Below are 21,310 nucleotides of genomic sequence, written 5' to 3'. Positions count from 1 at the left end.
TTGAAAAAATGATCTTTAAAAGACAAAAAATATTTAAGAAATCAAATTAATAATGTTTCATAGAATTATTTAAAAAAGGAGCAACTTGTTACTATTGCCCCTTTTCACATAACCGCTTCATAATTTTATTGAAATAATAACAAAAAAATCTTCATGTTTATCAATTTTCCCCTAGTCTAATTAATTTTTCCCTTCGCACAACTCCCCTACATCACCCGCTTAAACATCTTCTCCAGTTCATACGTCGAATGATGCACCAGAATCGGTCTACCATGCGGACATGTGTAAGGATTTGTCGTTGTGCGAAGTTCTTCAAGCAAAGCAAAGATTTGATCGTTCGTTAAATATTGGTTTGCTTTGATCGATGCTTTACAGCTCATCATAATCGCTGCTTCTTCACGCAGTTTTTTTATATCGACTTTTCTTAGTTTGACGACTTGCTGCATCATTTCATCGATGATTTCTGTTTCCTTTCCTTTTGGAAACCATGTTGGATGCGAGCGAACAATAAAAGATTGATGACCGAATTGTTCTAGGAATAATCCTACTTTTTTTAATTCCTCTAATTGTTCTTCAACACGTAAAAATTCATTGAGAGATAAGTCAATACGATATGGTACGAGTAATTCTTGTACTTCTTGCGTAACTTGCCCTACTTTGTCACGGAAATATTCATAATTGATTCGTTCTTGCGCCGCATGTTGATCAATCATATATAATCCTTTATCATTTTGGGCGAAAATATAAGTTCCATGCATTTGCCCAATTGGATAAAGCGGTGGTAAATCATTTCCGTTCATTTTGACTTCTTGGATTTCTTCTAATTCCTCTAATTCAAAGTCTTCATCGCTACTGTCCCAGTCTTTTTCTTCTTGAAGAGGCTCTTCAATGATTGGTTTAGACGGTTGCCAATTATTTTCTTCTCTTACTACAGACTCAGGAGGTTGCCATTCTTGCTTTGGTGGTTGCCAAAGTAGATTTTGGTTTTGTGGTTTTGCTTGAACTTCTTCTTGCTTTTCATCCATCCCAGTTGGTAAGACAATATTGGGCATTGGTGGTTCTTTCGGTTTTGTATGTTCAAAATGAAATTGCTCTTGTACACTTTCATCTTTTTCTTTTTTCTTCGTTGTAACACCAGCATCTGGAATTAACTGAATCTTTTTAAAGGCATCCTGTAATGTCTTTTCAATTAATTGCAGTAATTCCTGCTCTTTACTGAAGCGCACCTCTAATTTCGCTGGATGAACGTTGACATCAACTAGCATTGGATCCATTTCAATTGATAAGAAACCGATTGGATAGCGACCAACTGGAAGTAATGTGTGATATCCTTGCTGAATAGCTTTCATTAAGACATAGTTACGAACGTAACGACCATTTACAATCGTTGACATGTAGTTACGAGATGCTCTCGTTACTTCAGGTAACGTTACATAACCACGAATTGTAAAGTCTAATGATTCTACTTTAATTGGAATCAATTTTTTCGCAACTTGAATACTATAAATTGCGGCAAGAACTTGTCTCACGTCACCATTTCCTGATGTATGAAGCAATTTTTTCTCATTATGAAACAGTTTCAAAGATACTTCTGGATGAGACATTGCAATGCGATACACAATGTCTGTAATATTCCCAAGCTCTGTATGAATTGTTTTCATATATTTAAGACGTGCTGGCGTGTTAAAAAACAGGTTTTGAACCGTAATGTCCGTTCCTTTACGGCTCGCTGTTTTTTCCTGCTTTATAATGTCTCCGCCTTTAATAATCAGATGCGTACCCGGTGCATCCCCTGTACTTGTAATGAGCTCTAGTTCACTAACAGATGCGATACTTGGCAATGCCTCACCACGGAAACCTAACGTCCGTATGCGAAATAGATCATTTTCATCCTTAATTTTGCTTGTTGCATGACGTTCAAATGCAACAATACAATCTTCTTCAGCAATGCCATCTCCATTATCAATGATGCGAATTTTCGATAATCCAGCTTCTTCTAAGTGGATTTCAATAGATGTACTATTCGCATCGATGGAATTTTCGACAAGTTCTTTTACAACTGAAGCAGGGCGTTCAACTACTTCTCCTGCCGCAATTAAGTTGGAGAGTTGGTCATCGAGTTTGCGAATTTTCCCCATCTACTTACTCATCCTTTCTTTAGCTTTTTCTGTAAACGATACAATTCATTTAACGCTTCTAAAGGTGTCATATCAAGTAAATCGATTTTTTTAATTTGCGTTAATACAGCTGTTTCTTTTTGATCAAACATAGGCTTGTCTTCTTTTTTCACAGGCTGTTCTGTAGCAAAGAAAGATAGTTGTGATTCTGCAGAGTCTTCTTTTTCCTCTGGCAGTGGTTCTGATTCTTCTTTTACAACTACTGATTCTTGGACAATTTCTTCTTGTACTTTCACTTCCGCTCGTTTCGGAATAATGATTTCCTCTTGTCCTTCTAGCTGGGCCAATACTTCTTTTGCACGAGCAATTAAGCTATCTGGAAGCTCAGCAAGCTGGGCAACATGAATACCATAACTTTTATCCGCTGCACCGTCTTGAATCTTATGCAAGAAAACAACATTTCCGTTTTCTTCAATAGCTGAAACGTGTACGTTTTTCAGTTGCTCTAAGCTTTCTTCTAATACAGTTAACTCATGGTAATGTGTTGAGAATAGTGTCTTCGCTCCAATTTGGTCATGAATATGCTCGATGATTGCTTGTGCAAGTGCCATGCCGTCATACGTAGATGTACCGCGTCCGATTTCATCAAATAAAATTAAACTTCTTTCTGATGCATTTGCAATCGCATTTTTTGCTTCTAACATTTCGACCATAAACGTACTTTGACCTGAAATTAAATCATCTGCTGCACCAATTCTCGTAAAGATTTGATCGAAGACTGGTAATACAGCTTCTGTTGCAGGTACAAAGCAACCGATTTGCGACATAACAGTAACAAGTGCTAATTGACGCATATACGTACTTTTACCAGACATGTTTGGACCTGTAATTAAAAAGACATCCATGTTTTCAGGCATCACACAATCGTTCGGAACATACAATTTGCCGTTCAATACTTTTTCTACAACAGGATGGCGCCCATCTTTAATAAAGATTTCACGCTTATCTGTTAAAACTGGTTTTACAAATTGTTCTTCTTCACTCACTGTAGCAAAACTTTGCAGTACATCTAGTTCACTAATCACTTTGGCTAGATGCTGTAATTTCGGAATAAACACTTTTACTTCTTCACGAAGTGCAGTAAATAAATCATATTCTAACTGTACAATTTTTTCTTCTGCCTCTAAAATCAATGTTTCTTTTTCTTTTAATTCATCTGTAATGAAGCGCTCCGCATTTGCAAGCGTCTGTTTGCGCTCATAACGCCCTTCTGGAAGCGAAGCAAGGTTTGCCTTTGTCACTTCAATATAGTAGCCAAAAATACGGTTGTAACCAATCTTTAACGATTTAATTCCCGTAATGTCACGTTCACGTTTTTCAAGCTCTGCAATCCATGTTTTTCCGTTCTTACTAACATAACGATATTCATCTAGCTTGTCATTATAACCATCTTTTATTATATCCCCATCTTTTATAGACAGCGGCGGGTTTTCTTGAATACTTCTATCTAGTAACTCTGTTAAACTTTCACATGGATCAACGCCTTGAATTAATCTTGCCGCATAAGAATTATCTATCAAACTAACCGCCTCTAAAATGGTCGGAACCTGCAGTAGAGAACGTTTTAATTGCAGTAAATCGCGCGCATTAACGCTACCATATGCGACTTTTCCCGCTAAGCGCTCTAAGTCATACACTTCTTTTAGTTTTTCTTTTAAATCTTCACGTAAGAAATAGTCATTCACAAATGTTTCAACCATTTCTAAACGCTCTTCAATCTTGTCTTTTTGTATAAGCGGGCGTTCCATCCACTGTTTTAACATCCGTCCACCCATCGCTGTTTTTGTTTTATCTAATAGCCATAGGAGGGATCCTGTTTTCTCTTTTGTTCGAAGGGTCTCTGTTAACTCTAAATTACGCTTTGAATGCACATCAATTTTCATAAATTGATTTGTATAATAAATATCTACTGGCTGTAAATGATCTAATGAACGTTTTTGCGTTCTTAGTACATAATTCAATAAGCGCCCTACTGCTGTAACTAATTTCGTTTGAGTTACATTTCTCACAAGATGCTGTAATCCTTCAGGAACTTTCGTTTCATCTTCATAAGAGATTGTCATCTTTAATGTTTCCGTCAACTTGTTTAGCTCATCTTTTGAAAATGTAGAATCTACAACAATTTCTTTTGAACCTGTTGCGTAGACTTCTAATAATACATCTTCTACAGAACCTGTTAACAATGTGACTGTATTTTGCCCTGTTGTTAAATCATTACAAGCTAATGCATAAGAGCCATCTTCAAAATGAGTTAACGCAGCTAAGAAGTTATTTTCTTTTTCATCAATCGTCCGCCCCTCCATCATGGTTCCTGGCGTAATTAATTGAACGACTTCACGACGTACAACACCTTTTGCTGTTTTCGGATCTTCTACTTGTTCACAAATTGCAACTTTATATCCTTTTTCAACAAGCTGTTCAATATAATTTTTCGCAGCATGGTACGGAACACCACACATCGGTATTCGATCACTACTTCCACCATCTCGGCTTGTTAGCGTAATTTCAAGTTCATGAGCTGCCTTAACCGCATCTTCAAAGAACATTTCATAAAAATCACCTAAACGAAAAAATAAAAAGGCATCTTGATAGTCTGCCTTGACCTTTAAATATTGTTGTATCATAGGGGTATACTGAGCCATTTGTTTCCTCCATACTTCATAAAAATGTGCTATATATTATATGCCGTACTTCACGGACAATTTTCTCTCCACTTATAGGAGTCTCTCTTCATTATAGCACATTTCCGATACAAAACAGTTCTATTCAATATCACTTATACTATGTAAAAAAGCTAGGAAGAATTTCTTCCTAGCCTCTTCTTACTCTTCTTCTGCATCTACAATAAAGTTTGGATCTAACTCTTCAAATTCATCATCATCTACTTCAAAGTTATCCTCATCCTCTGGACATCCATCTGGATTTACATTTACACAAATTTTTGTTTCACCGACAACTTCTGTTACAAATTCACGCTCTACAGTTACAACAATTTTATTACCATTTGGTGAAACGATTGCTTCTAAACAATTTGGATGTTGAATAACGCGGGCAATAATTTCTAAATCTTCACCTGAAAAGTTTTTGTCACGATATCCAACATTCACTTCATCCGTGTAACTAACACGTTCTGTTACAACTTCTGTTTTTGTGTTTTCATCAAATGAGTACCACGTATTCACATCGTAGTATCCTTCAATTTCTACAGACTTCCCATTCTTTCTCGCTTCATATGTGTGATTAATTACCCAACATCCGAGAATACTTGTCGGCTCATGATTTGATTCACATGTATGCGTTGACTTTGTATACTTACGTCCTTTTCCCACTACCGCTTTTGTAATAATCTCTCTAAATTCGGACATTCGTAACCCTCCTCAATCAATATTCACTTAATCATATGCGTGACAATAGCGGAATGTGTCATTCTTTTTTTGACAAAAGACTATAGAGCAGAATAAAAACAAAAAAAGAGATGTCCATAGGACATCTCCCTTAACAACCACAGTTGCCTTTTTTACTCTCTACTTCAGCACCTGTTTCGCCTTTTAACACATTGCCACCAGTTGAAATTAAAATTTCATCCGTGACGTTATTAGAAATGGTACTTGCTACAAGTTGCAGTAAATCATTTACATATGTTTGTGAAGATTTAAATTCCTGTACAACCGGAATGCTATCAAGTTTATCTTGCAGAGCATCTATTTCCGCTTCTACTTTTTTCAACGCTTCCCATTTTCCATAATGCTGTAAGTTTACTGCTTGTTTTTGCAATGCTTTAATTTCATCAATTGCATATTTTACATTTTCATTTTTATGAATTTGTGCTTCCGCACGTTTAAAGAAATCCACTTCTTCTGTTTCAGAAATCATTTTCGCTAATTCTTTCGCTTGCTCAACAATTTCATCTTTTGTATAAACTTTCATCTATTATTTCACCTCGATCGGCTCCTCAACCAATTCCCCGTTTAGAGACCAAGTTTTTGCTTCTGTTACTTTTACTTTTACAAGCTGACCGATTGCAGATTTTGGAGCTACGAAGTTTACAAGCTTATTTGCACGCGTATAGCCTGCAAGCACATCAGGATTATTCTTACTCTCTCCATCAACTAGTACTTCAACGATTTGGCCTTTATATCGTTTATTCTTTTCCATAGAATACTCATTAACTAATGCATTTAAACGTTGTAAACGCTCTTTTTTTACTTCCATCGGTACATTATCCTTCATTTTTGCAGCAGGTGTACCTTCACGTGGAGAATAAATAAATGTAAATGCACTATCAAAACCTACTTCACGATATAACGACATCGTTTCTTCAAACTGCTCATCAGTTTCATTTGGGAAACCTACGATAATATCAGTTGTTAATACTGCATTCGGGATCGCTTCTTTAATCTTACGTACAAGTTCTAGATAATGTTCTCGTGAATATTTACGTGCCATAATTTTTAGCATATCTGTACTTCCAGATTGCACTGGTAAGTGGATATGTTCAACTAAATTACCGCCTTTTCCAAGCACCTCAATTAAGTGATCATCGAAATCACGCGGGTGACTTGTTGTAAAACGAACACGTGCTATATCAATCTTACGAAGTTCATCCATTAAATCGCCAAGACCATATTCTAAATCTTCAAAGTCTTTACCATATGCGTTTACGTTCTGACCAAGCAACGTAATTTCTTTATACCCATTTGCCGCTAAATGACGGACTTCATTAATAATATCTTCTGGGCGGCGACTACGTTCTTTACCACGTGTATATGGTACGATGCAATATGTACAGAATTTGTCGCATCCATACATAATATTTACCCATGCCTTAATATCACCACGACGCACCTTCGGAAGGTTTTCAATTACATCCCCTTCTTTTGACCATACTTCAACAACTGTCGCTTTTGAGAACATCGCATCTTTTAAAATGTACGGCAAACGATGAATATTATGTGTACCAAATACCATATCTACATGTTGGTTTTTTTGCATAATTTTGTTTACAACAGATTCTTCTTGAGACATACAACCACAAACACCGATTAAAAGATCAGGGTTTCTTTGTTTTAATGGTTTTAAATGACCAAGTTCACCAAATACTTTATTCTCAGCATTTTCACGAATGGCACAAGTATTTAATAGAATCACATCTGCATCTTCTGTCGAAAATGTTGGTTCATATCCAAGCGCTGTAAAAATACCAGCCATTACTTCTGTATCATGCTCATTCATTTGACATCCATAAGTACGGATATAAAACTTTCTTCCAGCACCAAAGTTACGAAACTCTTCTGGTAAACCAAAATCACGCTCGATTTTCACTTCTTCTTTCCCGCGTTTTTTCGCATCCTTCAAGGAAGGTGGCTGATATACACTTTCAAAGTATTTGCTATAATCTTTTTCTTCTTTTTTCATAGAAGAATTCGCTTGTTGACTTGCTAATCGTTGTTGCTCGTTCATGGGTAATCTCCTTTCAACCTTAACTATACACACTCTGTAGTCCATTTTAATGACAATCAGACCCATCTTAAAGATTAGAATAGTTTGAGAGATAGCTTGCCCCTTGAAACCCAAGTAATCGATCTAACCATCCATAAGAATGGGGTCTTCCCGACACCAATAGACATTCCCTTTTTTGTTGTTTTAACCTTGTCCTTTAAAAACATATTACTTTATTTCTATACACACTATCATAGTATAAGATGTTTATCCAAATTTAACAACAAAGAGACAGTATCATACCCACGTACTACAGCGCACAAACTAATTTTTTCTGACAAGACGATACACTACCATTTTATCATTCTGAATTTTCTGAGTAAATAAAAAAAGCTGCCGTTAAGCAGCTCTTTTATTATAATTACATAAATTCAGCAACGAGTTCATCGAACATTTTTTGATCCATCTGTAAATCAGCTTGCACTAAAGGTTTTTCACTATATCCCTTTACAAGTTCTTGGTAAGAAGGCTGTTCTGTATTTTGATAAATCAATCCCGTTACTAAACCTTTGTTTTCCATCAATGTTTGCATAGCAATCATACGATTAGATGGATCGTATCCTTCTACTGTGCTTAGTTTTGTTAAATTCTCTTTAAACCAATCATACGTATTTACTTTATTATAAGTTACGCATGGACTAAATACGTTAATTAAAGAGAATCCTTTATGCTTAATACCAGCTTCAATTAGCTGTGTTAATTCTTTTAAATCACTAGAGAAACTTTGTGCAACAAATGTCGCACCAGCTGTTAATGCCATTTCCATTACAGATAATGCTGGCTCAATTGAACCTTGTGGTGTACTTTTCGTTTTAAATCCTGCTTCACTACGTGGTGATGTTTGACCTTTTGTTAAACCGTAAATTTGGTTATCCATAACGATGTACGTAATGTCGATGTTACGACGAATTGAATGAATGGTATGTCCCATACCGATTGCAAAGCCATCTCCGTCACCACCAGATGCGATGACCGTTAAATCACGGTTTGCCATTTTCACACCTTGTGCAATTGGAAGTGCACGTCCATGAATACTATGAACGCCATATGAATTGATATAACCTGAAATACGACCAGAACAGCCGATACCTGAAATAACAGCTAAATCATCTGGATTTAAACCAACGTTCGCAGCTGCACGTTGAATTGCCGCTTGCACTGAGAAGTCACCGCAACCTGGACACCAGTTTGGTTTTACGCTGTTACGAAAGTCCTTAAATGTTGCCATTTAATACAACCCCTTTTTTGCATTCGTTGTAAATTTCTTTTGGTAAGAATGGATTTCCGTCGTATTTTAACAGACTAGAAATTTTCTCTCCACTGCCAAGATTCATCTTCATAATGTTAGCAAGCTGGCCTGTTGCATTATTTTCCACAACAACAACGCGCTTTGCACTCTTCACAAGTGGAAGGATTTCATGTGTTGGAAACGGATGAATTAAACGAACATGAGCATGATTTACTTTTAATCCTTCTTGCTCTAAACGCTCCATCGCTTCTTCAATTGCACCACGAGTAGAGTTAAAACCTACTAATAATACATCAGCGTCATCATACTTGGCATTTTTATATACAGGGGTATTAAATTTTAGATTCTCCATTTTACGGAAACGTTTGTCCATTTGTGCTTTACGATTCAGTGCTGATTCAGATGGTTTACCAGTTTCATCATGTTCTACACCTGTAACATGATGAACACCATTTTTCATACCAGGTAAAACGCGTGGTGAAACACCATCTTCTGTTACTTCGTAACGTTTAAAGTAAGCTTTATTTTCACGCTCTGGTAACTCTGCTTGTAAATCAAGCTTACCGCGGCGAATTTCTACTCTGTCTAACTTCAGTGGTTCTACTGTTTGTTTTCCTAAAGAAAGCTGTAAGTCTGTTAAGAAAATAACAGGTACTTGATATTCTTCCGCTAAGTTAAATGCTTCGACAATATCATAAAACGCTTCTTCAACAGTACTTGGCGCCATTACGATTTTTGGAATTTCACCATGCGTACCGTAAATCATTGCCATTAAATCCGATTGTTCTTGTTTTGTTGGTAAACCAGTACTTGGACCACCACGCTGTGTATCAACGATAACAAGCGGTGTTTCTGTAATACCAGCTAAACCGATTGCTTCCATCATTAAAGATAGACCAGGTCCTGCTGATGCTGTTAGTGTACGTACACCAGCATAGTTTGCACCAATTGCCATTGTACAAGCAGCAATTTCATCCTCAGTTTGGATGACTGTTCCGCCTACTTTTGGAAGTTTTTTAATTAAATATTCCATAATTTCAGATGCAGGTGTAATTGGATATGCTGACATAAAGCGAGCACCACCAGCTACTGCTCCGAATGCAATTGCATCGTTACCAATCATAAACATACGTTTTTGACCATCAGCTTTTTCAAGCTGCATCATGTTTACTTTTTCACCAAGCAATTCTTTCATGTATTGAGAGCCGCGTTTAATTGCTTCCATATTCTTCGCAACAACTTGCTCTCCTTTGCGGCCGAAAATTTCATCAACAACTTCTAGATATACAGTTTCATCTAATCCTAATACTGCACTAGATGCCCCGACAGCAACCATGTTTTTCATTAATGATGTACCTAGCTCAGAAGCAATATCTGTAAACGGTATTGCATATAGATTTACATCTGCGCTTTCTGGTATAGTTGGATTAAACTTTGCGTCTGCAACGACAATTCCACCTGGTCGTAGTTCGTGGAAGTTAAAATCAATTGTTTCTTGATCAAAAGCAATTAAAATATCTAAATCATCTGATATTGCGCGTACTTCAGTTGTACTTACGCGAATCTTATTATTTGTATGACCACCCTTAATTCGTGATGAAAAGTGGCGGTAACCGTATAGGTAATACCCTAAGCGGTTTAATGCAATACAGAAGATTTCTCCTGTACTTTCAATTCCTTCACCTTGTTGTCCTCCAACTTTCCATGAAAGTTGACTAATCATCTCCTACACCCCTTTTGGCTGCATTCATTGTAGTGTATTTTTTTACAGTAATAGTGTAGCACTTTTTATGCAAAGAAACTACAATGGACGCAAATTATACCTCTTCAGACTTACCTAAATGTTTTGCGTAATCTTAATTCGTCTACAATTCTAGCCTTACAATGAAAAAAATGCAATATTTCGGCTTGATTTTATTCAAATTTTTTAATTTTTCTAACTTCTTATTTTAAATCGAAAACACAGCATAAAATAAGTCTCTAAAAAGAAATATGATTAATAAAATTATTATACAGAAAACTTTGGACATTCGTTTCACTGTATCGCTTACTCAGTTCATTGATTACATATTCATAACGCCGATATGCTTCCACACCGACAACCGTTTCTGTGATACCATCAAAATCCGAACCAAATCCTATATTACGCTCTCCTCCAAGTGAACAAATGCGTTCCACATGCCGTAATATGTCATCCATATAAGCAGGTCTATGATTGGTTAAAAACTCTGGAACGAACGTTACACCAATTACACCATCTTTTTGAATAAGTGCTTGTACTTGTTCATCTTTCAGATTACGCGGGTGCTGACAAAGCTCATAACAATTTGAATGTGATGCAATTGGATATCGAGCAATTTCCATCACATCCCAAAATCCTTTTTCATTTAAGTGAGACATATCTGTCCATAAACGAAATGAATTCAGCTCTTCTACAATCTTCTTACCAAAAGTAGTAAGTCCAGCTCCTCTTGTTTCCAGTGCTCCATCAGCTAGTAAATTCGCATGATTCCACGTGAGTCCCATAGAACGGACTCCTAAACGATAGAGAGTGCGTAATTTCATCCTGTCTTTTCCAACTGCTTCGCCACCTTCTAATGTTAAAATGGCGCCGACTTCATTTGGTCCTAACTGCTCTATATCTTTTTTTGTCTGAATCAATTTCATGTTTGGTAACGATAAAACCTGCTTATAAAATATATCTACCATAGCTAGCGCCGCTTCAAAACGTTGTTCATATGGTACTGTTTCAGGTACATATATCGCAAAGCATTGTACACTTCCCTTTCTTTGCTCCAATTGTTCAAATGTAATATGTAAAGACGGATCATTTTGAAAATCCTTCTTTCCTTTTGCATTCCATAGTTGCCATAATACATCACAATGTGCATCAAACACTTTCACTTTTATTCCTCCTTCTCCATAAAAACAACCTGTTTGCATAAAAGCAAACAGGTTGTTTAAACTTAACGAGGTTCTACAATTAATTTTATTGCTGTACGTTCTTCACCATCAATCATAATGTCTGTAAAAGCTGGGATACAAATCAAATCCAAACCACTAGGCGCTACAAACCCTCTTGCAATTGCTACTGCCTTCACGGCTTGATTTAATGCACCTGCGCCAATAGCTTGGATTTCTGCTGTTCCGCGTTCGCGAATAACTCCAGCAAGTGCACCGGCTACAGAGTTAGGGACCGAAGTTGCTTTAACTTTTAATATTTCCATTCCTCGTTTCCTCCTCGTTTCTTTAAAAAGTATTAGCGATTATTTCACTTTAACTTATATTCACGAGGAAAGACATGTATTCCTGCTAAATTTCTGTAATTTTTCTAAAAAATTAAAATATAATGTTTTTTCTAACTTTTAAATAATATTATTCAAAAAATGGCTGATCATCATTGATTAAAATACGTTCAATTTTTTTCGCTTTTCCTGTATTCGGATCCACATCAATTAATACTGCACTTAACTGCGTTCTCCCATTTGTTACTTCAAAACGTACAGGTAAATTCGTTAAAAACTTCTTCAGTACAGCTTCACGATCCATACCTAAAATCCCATCATATGGACCAGTCATTCCAACATCTGTAATGTAAGCTGTCCCGCTTGGTAAAATACGATTATCTGCTGTTGGAACATGCGTATGTGTGCCTACTACCGCTGTAGCACGTCCGTCTACGTACCAACCAAGTGCTTGTTTTTCACTTGTTGTCTCAGCATGAAAATCAATAAAGATAATATTTGTGCGCTTTTTCGCAATGTTAATTAATTCATCCACTTTTCGGAACGGACAATCAATTGGCGGAAGGAACGTACGTCCTTGTAAGTTAATTACCGCTACTTCTGTACCGTTACAATTTACAAAAATAAGTCCTTTTCCTGGTGTTCCCTCTGGGAAATTGGCTGGTCTTGCAAGATATTTTGCATCATCAATAAATTCAAACACTTCACGGTTATCCCAAGCATGATTCCCAAGCGTAACTGCTTGTGCACCACACTCTAAAAAGTTTCGGTAAATTTTCTCTGTAATACCACGACCACCTGCAGCATTTTCTCCATTAATAATTGTTACTGTAGGCGTATATTTCTTTTTTAACGCCGGTACGTATTGTTGAATCATACCTCTTCCAGGGGATCCTACTACATCTCCAACAAATAAAATTCTCATATGTCTTACCCTTTCTATGTACTACTTATTTTATTACTACCTTACAAGCTATTCACTTATAAGAAAAACAAACTGCTCATTTAAACTTTTCTTCTATTCTAGCCAATTAGAATTGAAATTGAATAAAGATGATTTACAAGCGTTTTATTTTATATTGCCCAATCCCAACACAAAAAAATAAAGTGGTGTTTCACCACTTTATTTTGCGTATTCCACTGCACGTGTTTCACGAATAACTGTTACTTTAATATGTCCTGGATAATCCAGTTCATTTTCAATACGTTTTCGAATATCACGTGCTAAACGATGAGCTTCTAAATCATCAATTGTATCCGGTTTTACCAAGATGCGAACTTCGCGTCCTGCTTGAATTGCAAAGGATTTCTCTACTCCTTCATAGGATTCTGAAATCTCTTCTAACTTTTCAAGACGGCGAATATAGTTTTCCAGTGTCTCACTACGAGCTCCTGGTCTTGCAGCTGATAACGCATCCGCTGCTGCAACTAAAACGGCAATGATAGAAGTTGGCTCTGTATCACCATGGTGAGATGCGATACTATTAATAACAACTGGATGCTCTTTATATTTCGTTGCGAGTTCAACACCAATTTCAACGTGACTTCCCTCTACTTCATGATCAATTGCTTTTCCGATATCATGCAATAGACCTGCACGTCTCGCTAACTTTTCGTCCTCGCCAAGCTCAGCTGCCATAAGCCCTGCTAAATACGCTACTTCCATAGAATGTTTTAACACGTTTTGACCATAACTTGTACGGAATTTCAAACGACCTAAAATTTTGATTAAATCTGGATGTAATCCATGTACACCTACTTCAAATGTCGTTTGTTCTCCCACTTCACGAATATACTCATCCACTTCACGTCTTGACTTTTCAACCATTTCCTCAATCCGTGCTGGGTGAATACGTCCATCCTGTACGAGCTTATCAAGAGCGATACGAGCAGTTTCACGACGAATTGGATCAAATCCTGATAGGATTACCGCTTCTGGCGTATCATCAATAATAAGATCAATACCCGTTAACGTTTCTAGCGTACGAATATTACGTCCTTCTCGTCCGATGATACGTCCTTTCATTTCGTCATTTGGAAGATTTACAACCGAAACGGTTGTTTCAGCAACATGATCAGCTGCACATCTTTGCATTGCAAGAGATAAAATCTCTTTTGCTTTCTTATCCGCCTCTTCTTTCGCACGAACTTCACTTTCTTTTACCATAACGGCAATTTCATGAGAAATTTCACTTTCCACTTTCCCTAAAATGATTGCTTTCGCTTGTTCGCGTGTCAGATTGGAAATGCGCTCTAATTCCGTTTGTTGCTTTTGAACTAACTCTCCCACTTTGCTTTCCAACTCTTCAATCTGTTGTTGTCTCGCTACAAGAGATTCCTCTTTCTTTTCTAACATTTGCTCGCGCTTATCGAGCGTTTCGTCTTTACGATCAAGGTTCTCTTCTTTTTGCATTAAACGATTTTCTTGTTTTTGTAATTCGCTTCTACGGTCACGAATTTCTAATTCAGCTTCTGTACGAAGTGTATGAATTTCATCCTTTGCTTCTAAAAGCGCTTCTTTCTTAAGTGCCTCTGCTTCGCGATTTGCATCTTCTAAAATACGTCTCGCTTCGTTTGCTGCACCATTAATCTTCGCTTCTGCAATAGACTTTCGAACAAAAAAGCCAACAACTGCACCGACTGTTGCAAGCAAAATGGAGATGAGTACCCAAACTGTACTACTCATGATTTCACCTCCCCTTGCTATGAATGAAAAAAGACTGTCGGCATGTACATTGATTTGCAACGTACAGCAAAGACCGTCGCCCCGCTTTTTTAAGGGATTTTCTTCATTTCACAATTAAAATGTCATATTATTATTTCGAAAAGGTATAGAACCTACTCCGAATGTTACTTCTCTTCTAGAGAAGAGTGTATCGTATATAAGAAAAAATATACATTCTCATTGTATCTATCGCATTTTTCATTGTCAAGCGTTGTCTACTTTTACTTTCTTTACCTTTGTCATGTAAATCTTCTTTTAACGAAGAAAGTTTATATTCACCAATGATGACAACCCTTACCAAATCAGTTCTAACAAACGAGAGGACCTTAGCGAAAGATTTTGCTACATATTATTGTGGGATAAAAATAAAAGACACGGAATCGTGTCTTTTATTAATCCAGAAGAGTACTTTCTTCTAAGTTTTCAGAAGCAGCAGCTTCACCAATACCATGATGCTCACGAATAAAGAATGCAATTTCATCTCTTAATTCTGGGTTTTCTTTTAAGAATTGTTTTGCATTTTCGCGCCCTTGTCCTAAACGTTCCTCATTATAAGAATACCAAGCGCCACTTTTTTGAACGATATCAAGTTCAGAAGCCATATCTAAAATTTCGCCTTCTCTTGAAATTCCTTCTCCGTACATAATATCAACTTCAGCAACACGGAAAGGAGGTGCTACTTTATTTTTTACTACTTTTACTTTTGTTTTGTTACCAACAATGTCGTTACCTTGCTTTAATTGCTCAGCGCGACGCACTTCAAGACGAACTGTTGAATAGAATTTCAACGCACGACCACCTGGAGTTGTTTCTGGGTTCCCGAACATAACCCCAACTTTTTCACGAATTTGGTTAATAAAGATTGCAATTGTTTTTGATTTATTAATCGCACCAGAAAGCTTACGAAGTGCTTGTGACATTAAACGTGCTTGTAAACCAACGTGAGAGTCACCCATTTCCCCTTCGATTTCCGCTTTTGGTACAAGAGCCGCTACAGAGTCAATTACGATAATATCAATTGCACCGCTTCGTACTAATGCTTCTGCAATTTCTAGACCTTGTTCTCCTGTATCAGGCTGTGATAATAGTAGCTCATCAATATTAACACCTAACTTTTGTGCATATACCGGATCCATTGCATGTTCCGCATCAATAAATGCTGCTTGTCCACCTTGACGTTGCACTTCTGCAATCGCATGTAAGGAAACCGTTGTTTTACCTGAACTTTCAGGTCCGTAGATTTCAATAATACGCCCTCTTGGGTAACCACCAACACCTAAAGCTACATCAAGTGCTAACGAACCGCTTGGCACCGTAGAAACTCTACGTTCTGCCTGTTCTCCTAATTTCATAATTGAACCTTTACCAAATTGCTTCTCTATTTGTTTTAACGCCATATCTAATGCCGCTTGACGATCACTCATTCAAAATTCCTCCTTAACTGAATTGCTAATCTTATTATACCTATTTCTATATCAATTTGCCAACAAAAATCGAACATTTATTCGTTTTTTTGTTTTCCATGGAAAATCTTTCATTTTTCCCCACAAAAAAACTAGAAGAAACTCACATCTCTTCTAGTTTTTTATATAAATGATAAAATCCATATTTTGTAGAGCGTTCTCTTATTTGCTGACGACTTCCACTCAATTTAAGAGGAAATACTACTGTGGGCTCACCCTTTATCGCTAACCCAACAACTACAGTTCCTGGTTCTTTATTTTCCGAAGCATCCGGCCCTGCTACTCCAGTGAAACTAATTCCGATATCTGCTTTTAAAAGTATTTTAACATTTTCAGCAAGATAACGAGCACATTGTTCGCTAACAGCACCGACCGTTTGTAATGTTTCTTCAGGTACTTGTAAAACATGTTGTTTCACATCGTTATGATAGCAAATCACGCCGCCTTTAAACACAGAAGATACGCCGGCATTTTCTGTTACTTGATTTCCAAACAGACCGCCCGTTAAACTTTCCGCACACGCTAAAGTTAAACCTTTTTTCTTCAATAAATCAATTGCTTTATTATGAAGAAAATCTTGATTATATCCGTAGAAAAATTCCCCTACTCGTTCTAAGATCAAATCTTCTACATGTTGAATGAGCATTTCCGCTTTTTTTACATCCTGATGTTTAGCGGTCAAACGAAGCGTTACTTCTCCATCTGAAGCTAGCGGAGCAATTGTCGGATTCGTTTGCCCGTCAATTAAGTCTTGAACTTTCACTTCCAGTTGGGATTCTCCAATGCCGAAAAAGCGAAGAACACGGGAATATATATGCTCTTCAGTTGTAAAGTTACGTAAAAATGGCTCTACGTAATTTGTATACATCGGTTTCATTTCTTTTGGCGGTCCTGGTAATAGAATATAAACCTTCTCGTTCTTAGCTAACCCCATACCCGGAGCCATACCATGATCATTTGCAAATACAGTCGACCCTTTTAAAACAAGTGCTTGTTTCTTATTATTTTCTGTGAACTCGCGTCCTGTACGTTTAAAATACTCACCAATTGACGTTAATGCCACTTCATCATAAACAAGTTCTTCTTGTAAAGTTGACGCAATTGTTTCTTTCGTTAAATCATCTTTTGTCGGTCCTAATCCACCAGTAAAAATGAGTATATCTGCACGCTTCTCAGCAATTTGAATCGCTTCTTGTAAACGATGATTATTATCACCCACAACAGTATGATAATACACATTAATTCCAATGGAAGCTAACTTTTCAGATAAAAACTTTGCATTTGTATTTGTAATTTGTCCGAGTAACAATTCTGTTCCAACCGCAATAATTTCGGCATTCATTCCGATTCCCCCATAAGCTGTTATTTTGAATTCTTAAATACAGCTCTATTTTTCCAGAAATAATCCCATCCTGAAATAATCGTAAAAATAAGTGCAATCCATATTGTAATCTCTGCAACTGGAATATGAATTAAATTTAATGGTACATCGTGAAGTAAATATGCAGAAATCGCAACTACTTGCATCCACATTTTTATTTTACCAGGCATTTTCGCAGCAGATACTTCTCCTGTACCAGCCAACACAAGGCGAAGCCCTGTAACTGCAAATTCACGACTAATAATAACAATCGCTATCCATGTTGCTACATAATGTAAATCTACAAGTGTAATTAACGCTGCAGATACTAATAATTTGTCTGCTAATGGATCTAAAAACTTCCCTAAATTCGTCACTTGGTTGTGTTTTCTTGCATAATGTCCATCAATCCAATCTGTAGCTGAAGCAATAATAAAAATGATCGCTCCTACTAAATGTTGAATTGGTAAATCTACATTTCCAACTGTATATGTTCCCCAGTTAAAAGGAGCTAACATAATTACTAAAAAAATTGGAATTAAGCAGATTCGAGATATTGTAATTTTATTTGGTAAATTCACAGCTATTCCTCCATCATGTCAAAAACATTTGTTCATTGGAAAAAAGTCATCGAAGCGATGACTGTTATTGTGCAGGTTGCCCTACCCCTAGATTTTTAATCACTAATCTTTGGTGATATTCCTTTTCTGGATCTAGTGGGAATGCAACAACTTGGCCATTCAGTTTAATTTCAACATTCGGTGCACTTCCAATGTTGAGAAGTACTTCTTTTGCTGTTGTTAAATCATGTTTCTCTGTTTGACCTTCTTGAAGTGTACCATTAAAAATGACATTTCCACCTTCATTTTTAACATCTACATAACTTGCACCCTTCGCTGTAATTTCTAACTCCAGTGCTTTATTATTATGAATTTCCAAAGTAGATACCTTACCACTTGTTCCAACAACCTTCACTTCTTCTTGACCAGTAGTCGGTTGTTGTGCTGGTGGTTCTTCTTTCTTCGGTTCTTCTTTTTTAGATTCTTCTTCTTTTACATCTTCTTCCTTTTGATCCAGCGGAGAATTTTTCGCCTTCTGTACTTCTATTTGTTCACTTTTCGTTTGTTTTACTTGCCCTTCATCTTTTCCAGCTAACCATTGGAAAACAAACCACACAGCTACCCCTACTGCAATTACCAATAATGCAATCAATATTTTAGGCATATGATCTGCTATTGGAAGCGATGCTGCTTTTTGCATGGTTTCTTGTGTCTTTTGACTTGTTGATACTTGCGGTACATCATGAGACTCAGATTGTGGTATGATACTCTGATACTCTACAAGTAACTCTTCTCCGTTCAGACCAACCGCGTCCGCATATTGTTTAATAAATGCACGTGCATAAAATGCACCGGGCAATATACTATAATCGCCCTCTTCAATTGTTACTAAATAACGTTTTTGAATTTTCGTAACCTCATGTAGCTGATCAATAGACAAGCCTTTCGCTTCTCTTGCTTCCTTCAGCTTTTGTCCTAATTCCGTCACTGCTAACACCTCAATATTTCCTTAAAAGTCAAACATAGAGAAATTATTTTGCGTTCCTTGCTCAATTTCATCTACTAAATTATATTGAATTTCTTCATCATAATCGTTACGCAATTCAATAATATAATCAAAATCATCAAGTGTATATTCTGATTGACTCACAAATACATCTGGATGTTCGACGACTTTAGTTGCGGGTAATCTCATAATTTCACGAACAAGTTGCCAATGCCTTTCATTTGCACGCTTTGTTGAAACAATGCCATCTAATATAAAAATATTGTCGTCACTATACTCATCTTCAATCAGTTGACTGCGTACAGTTTGCTTAATAAGAGTAGACGAAACAAAAAGCCAACGCTTATTTGCACAAACGCTTGCAGCAACGATAGATTCTGTTTTTCCAACGCGAGGCATCCCTCTTATCCCGATGAGTTTATGTCCTTCTTTTTTCATTATTTCTGCCATAAAATCAACGAGTAAACCCAATTCATCACGCACAAAACGAAATGTCTTCTTATCATCTGCATCTCGCTGTATGTACCTACCGTGCCTAACTGCCAACCTATCTCTGAGCTTTGGCGGACGATATTTCGTTACCGTTATATTATCCATCGTATTCAAAATTGATTCAAGTCTAGAGATCTGCTCTTGATTATCACACATAAGCAACAGTCCACGCCGAGCATTATCTACACCATTAATTGTGACAATATTAATGCCAAGCATACCGATTAACGAAGAAACGTCACCAAGCAAGCCAGGTCGGTTTTTATGTATTTCATATTCAAAATACCATTCAATCATCAGACGTCACTCCCCTTGCTTACTTTACACCTACGTACTATATTATATGATTTTACGTTAATAGGGAAGATAAATGTATAATTGAAGCATGGTATTTTCAATACCTAAAAAAAAGAGAGGATTTTCTCCTCTCTTTTTTTACTTATGTTGCACAAACTTTACCATTAAATTAGCGATTGTATGTTGTTCTTGTTCATCAGCAACTTTCCAAAGCTCCGCTAATAATTTTTCTTGATCATTTCGCGCCTCTACTTCATTTGCCAAATAATCACCTACACGGAATGCCATATCTGAAACTGCACCACCATCAAGTCCTTTTCCTTGCGCCTGTTCTAAGCGCTCTCCTAAAAAGCTTTTCCACTGGTCAAAATTATCTAGTACTGACATGATTAAGCACCTCACTATTAAGTAATAGAATCATGCTTAATTTGTACAATTTCTTATTTTTTATGTACAAATTTTTATTTTAACAATGCCAGCCACCATTCACCCCAATAATTTGCCCTGTTATATACGAAGCCCCTGGTGATACAAGGAAAGAAACAGTTTTTGCGACTTCTTCTGGAAATCCAATCCTTCCAGCTGGAATTTCTTCTGCAATTCCTTTCTTGTCCTCTTCTGAAAACACGCTTAACATTTCTGTCTCTATTGCTCCTGGTGCCACTGCATTTACACGTATACCACTTAGTGCAACCTCTTTTGCGAGTGCTTTCACATAAGAATTTTGTGCACCTTTTACCATAGAATATAGCACCTCACAAGACGCTCCTACTTGTCCCCATATAGATGAAATAACAACGATATTTCCACTTCTGAGGCGAATCATCGATGGAAGCGCAAGTGAAAGAAGATTATAGACACTCTTCACTTGCAATTCCACCATTTCATTCAATTGCCCATTTGTCACATCTGTCGCCAAACCAAATATACTCTTTCCAGCTGCATACACAATCACATCAATAGGATGATGTATTTGTTTCCATAGCTTTTGCACGCCATCTGCTATTGCCAAATTAGCTTGAACTGGAATAATTGCACCAAGCTCTAGCTTTAATTCTTTTATTTTCTCTTCACTCTTGTTGTAATGAACATACACCGTATACCCATCTTCAACTAATTGTTTTGAAATTGCGGAGCCGATTCCACCGCTTCCTCCAGTCACTAACGCAAACTTTGTCATATGTATCCTCTTTCCTCTACAGAGAAACTCTTTCAAATCATTAATTTTATCATGTAT

The 21,310-nt window shown here is 36.8% G+C and carries 18 protein-coding genes; all 18 read right to left on the bottom strand.

The genetic code is table 11. From position 1 onward, the window contains the following. Positions 1-206: 206 nt before the first annotated feature. Positions 207-2,138 (bottom strand): DNA mismatch repair endonuclease MutL, encoded by a 1,932-nt coding sequence (gene mutL / locus J4P91_RS22270; protein WP_207995872.1) that lies wholly within the window; start codon positions 2,136-2,138, stop codon positions 207-209. A gap of 8 nt (positions 2,139-2,146) precedes the next feature. Then, a complete protein-coding gene (gene mutS, locus J4P91_RS22265; protein ID WP_207995871.1) occupies positions 2,147-4,819 on the bottom strand; it encodes a DNA mismatch repair protein MutS in 2,673 nt (890 codons plus the stop codon). 180 nt (positions 4,820-4,999) lie between these two features. Further along, entirely contained in the window at positions 5,000-5,542 is a 543-nt protein-coding gene (gene cotE, locus J4P91_RS22260; RefSeq protein WP_017151304.1) for an outer spore coat protein CotE, read from the bottom strand. A 130-nt stretch (positions 5,543-5,672) separates the two neighbouring features. Next, a complete protein-coding gene (locus tag J4P91_RS22255) occupies positions 5,673-6,104 on the bottom strand; it encodes a YlbF/YmcA family competence regulator (RefSeq protein WP_017151303.1) in 432 nt (143 codons plus the stop codon). A 3-nt stretch (positions 6,105-6,107) separates the two neighbouring features. Further along, positions 6,108-7,637, bottom strand: coding sequence for a tRNA (N6-isopentenyl adenosine(37)-C2)-methylthiotransferase MiaB (miaB, locus tag J4P91_RS22250; RefSeq protein WP_017151302.1), 1,530 nt, complete (start codon positions 7,635-7,637; stop codon positions 6,108-6,110). A 400-nt stretch (positions 7,638-8,037) separates the two neighbouring features. Then, complete coding sequence (locus tag J4P91_RS22245) at positions 8,038-8,904, bottom strand: 2-oxoacid:ferredoxin oxidoreductase subunit beta (RefSeq protein ID WP_017151301.1); 867 nt, start codon at positions 8,902-8,904, stop codon at positions 8,038-8,040. Further along, positions 8,891-10,648, bottom strand: a complete 1,758-nt coding sequence (locus tag J4P91_RS22240) for a 2-oxoacid:acceptor oxidoreductase subunit alpha (protein WP_207995870.1) — start codon at positions 10,646-10,648, stop codon at positions 8,891-8,893. The genes J4P91_RS22245 and J4P91_RS22240 overlap by 14 nt, the downstream gene beginning before the upstream one ends. Positions 10,649-10,905: 257 nt before the next feature. Beyond that, positions 10,906-11,868, bottom strand: a complete 963-nt coding sequence (locus J4P91_RS22235) for a dipeptidase (RefSeq protein WP_207995869.1) — start codon at positions 11,866-11,868, stop codon at positions 10,906-10,908. A gap of 23 nt (positions 11,869-11,891) precedes the next feature. After that, positions 11,892-12,152 carry a stage V sporulation protein SpoVS gene (gene spoVS, locus J4P91_RS22230; RefSeq protein WP_000404341.1) on the bottom strand — a complete coding sequence of 87 codons (261 nt, stop codon included), beginning with the start codon at positions 12,150-12,152 and terminating at the stop codon, positions 11,892-11,894. Positions 12,153-12,300: 148 nt separating this feature from the next. Continuing rightward, the gene (locus J4P91_RS22225) at positions 12,301-13,095 is read right to left on the bottom strand and encodes a TIGR00282 family metallophosphoesterase (protein WP_003199419.1); all 795 of its coding nucleotides are present in this window, start codon (positions 13,093-13,095) and stop codon (positions 12,301-12,303) included. A gap of 198 nt (positions 13,096-13,293) precedes the next feature. Then, positions 13,294-14,856, bottom strand: coding sequence for a ribonuclease Y (rny, locus tag J4P91_RS22220; RefSeq protein ID WP_000099780.1), 1,563 nt, complete (start codon positions 14,854-14,856; stop codon positions 13,294-13,296). A gap of 431 nt (positions 14,857-15,287) precedes the next feature. Further along, entirely contained in the window at positions 15,288-16,319 is a 1,032-nt protein-coding gene (gene recA / locus J4P91_RS22215) for a recombinase RecA (protein WP_017151298.1), read from the bottom strand. Between the two features lie 142 nt (positions 16,320-16,461). Next, positions 16,462-17,700, bottom strand: coding sequence for a competence/damage-inducible protein A (locus tag J4P91_RS22210; protein WP_207995868.1), 1,239 nt, complete (start codon positions 17,698-17,700; stop codon positions 16,462-16,464). Positions 17,701-17,720: 20 nt separating this feature from the next. Further along, positions 17,721-18,299, bottom strand: a complete 579-nt coding sequence (pgsA, locus tag J4P91_RS22205; RefSeq protein WP_207995867.1) for a CDP-diacylglycerol--glycerol-3-phosphate 3-phosphatidyltransferase — start codon at positions 18,297-18,299, stop codon at positions 17,721-17,723. A gap of 64 nt (positions 18,300-18,363) precedes the next feature. Then, on the bottom strand, positions 18,364-19,275 hold the full coding sequence (locus J4P91_RS22200; protein ID WP_207995866.1) for a helix-turn-helix domain-containing protein: 912 nt from the start codon (positions 19,273-19,275) through the stop codon (positions 18,364-18,366). Positions 19,276-19,287: 12 nt separating this feature from the next. Beyond that, positions 19,288-20,073: a DUF3388 domain-containing protein gene (locus tag J4P91_RS22195; RefSeq protein WP_017151294.1), complete on the bottom strand. Its 786-nt coding sequence runs from the start codon at positions 20,071-20,073 to the stop codon at positions 19,288-19,290. 138 nt (positions 20,074-20,211) lie between these two features. Next, positions 20,212-20,460 carry a DUF3243 domain-containing protein gene (locus J4P91_RS22190; RefSeq protein WP_000114454.1) on the bottom strand — a complete coding sequence of 83 codons (249 nt, stop codon included), beginning with the start codon at positions 20,458-20,460 and terminating at the stop codon, positions 20,212-20,214. Positions 20,461-20,539: 79 nt separating this feature from the next. Further along, positions 20,540-21,253 (bottom strand): elongation factor P 5-aminopentanone reductase, encoded by a 714-nt coding sequence (gene ymfI / locus J4P91_RS22185; RefSeq protein WP_207995865.1) that lies wholly within the window; start codon positions 21,251-21,253, stop codon positions 20,540-20,542. Between the last annotated feature and the right edge of the window lie 57 nt (positions 21,254-21,310).

Source organism: Bacillus sp. XF8, assembly GCF_017498755.1.
Taxonomy (GTDB): domain Bacteria; phylum Bacillota; class Bacilli; order Bacillales; family Bacillaceae_G; genus Bacillus_A; species Bacillus_A bingmayongensis.
This window is presented reverse-complemented; position numbering and strand designations above follow the sequence as displayed.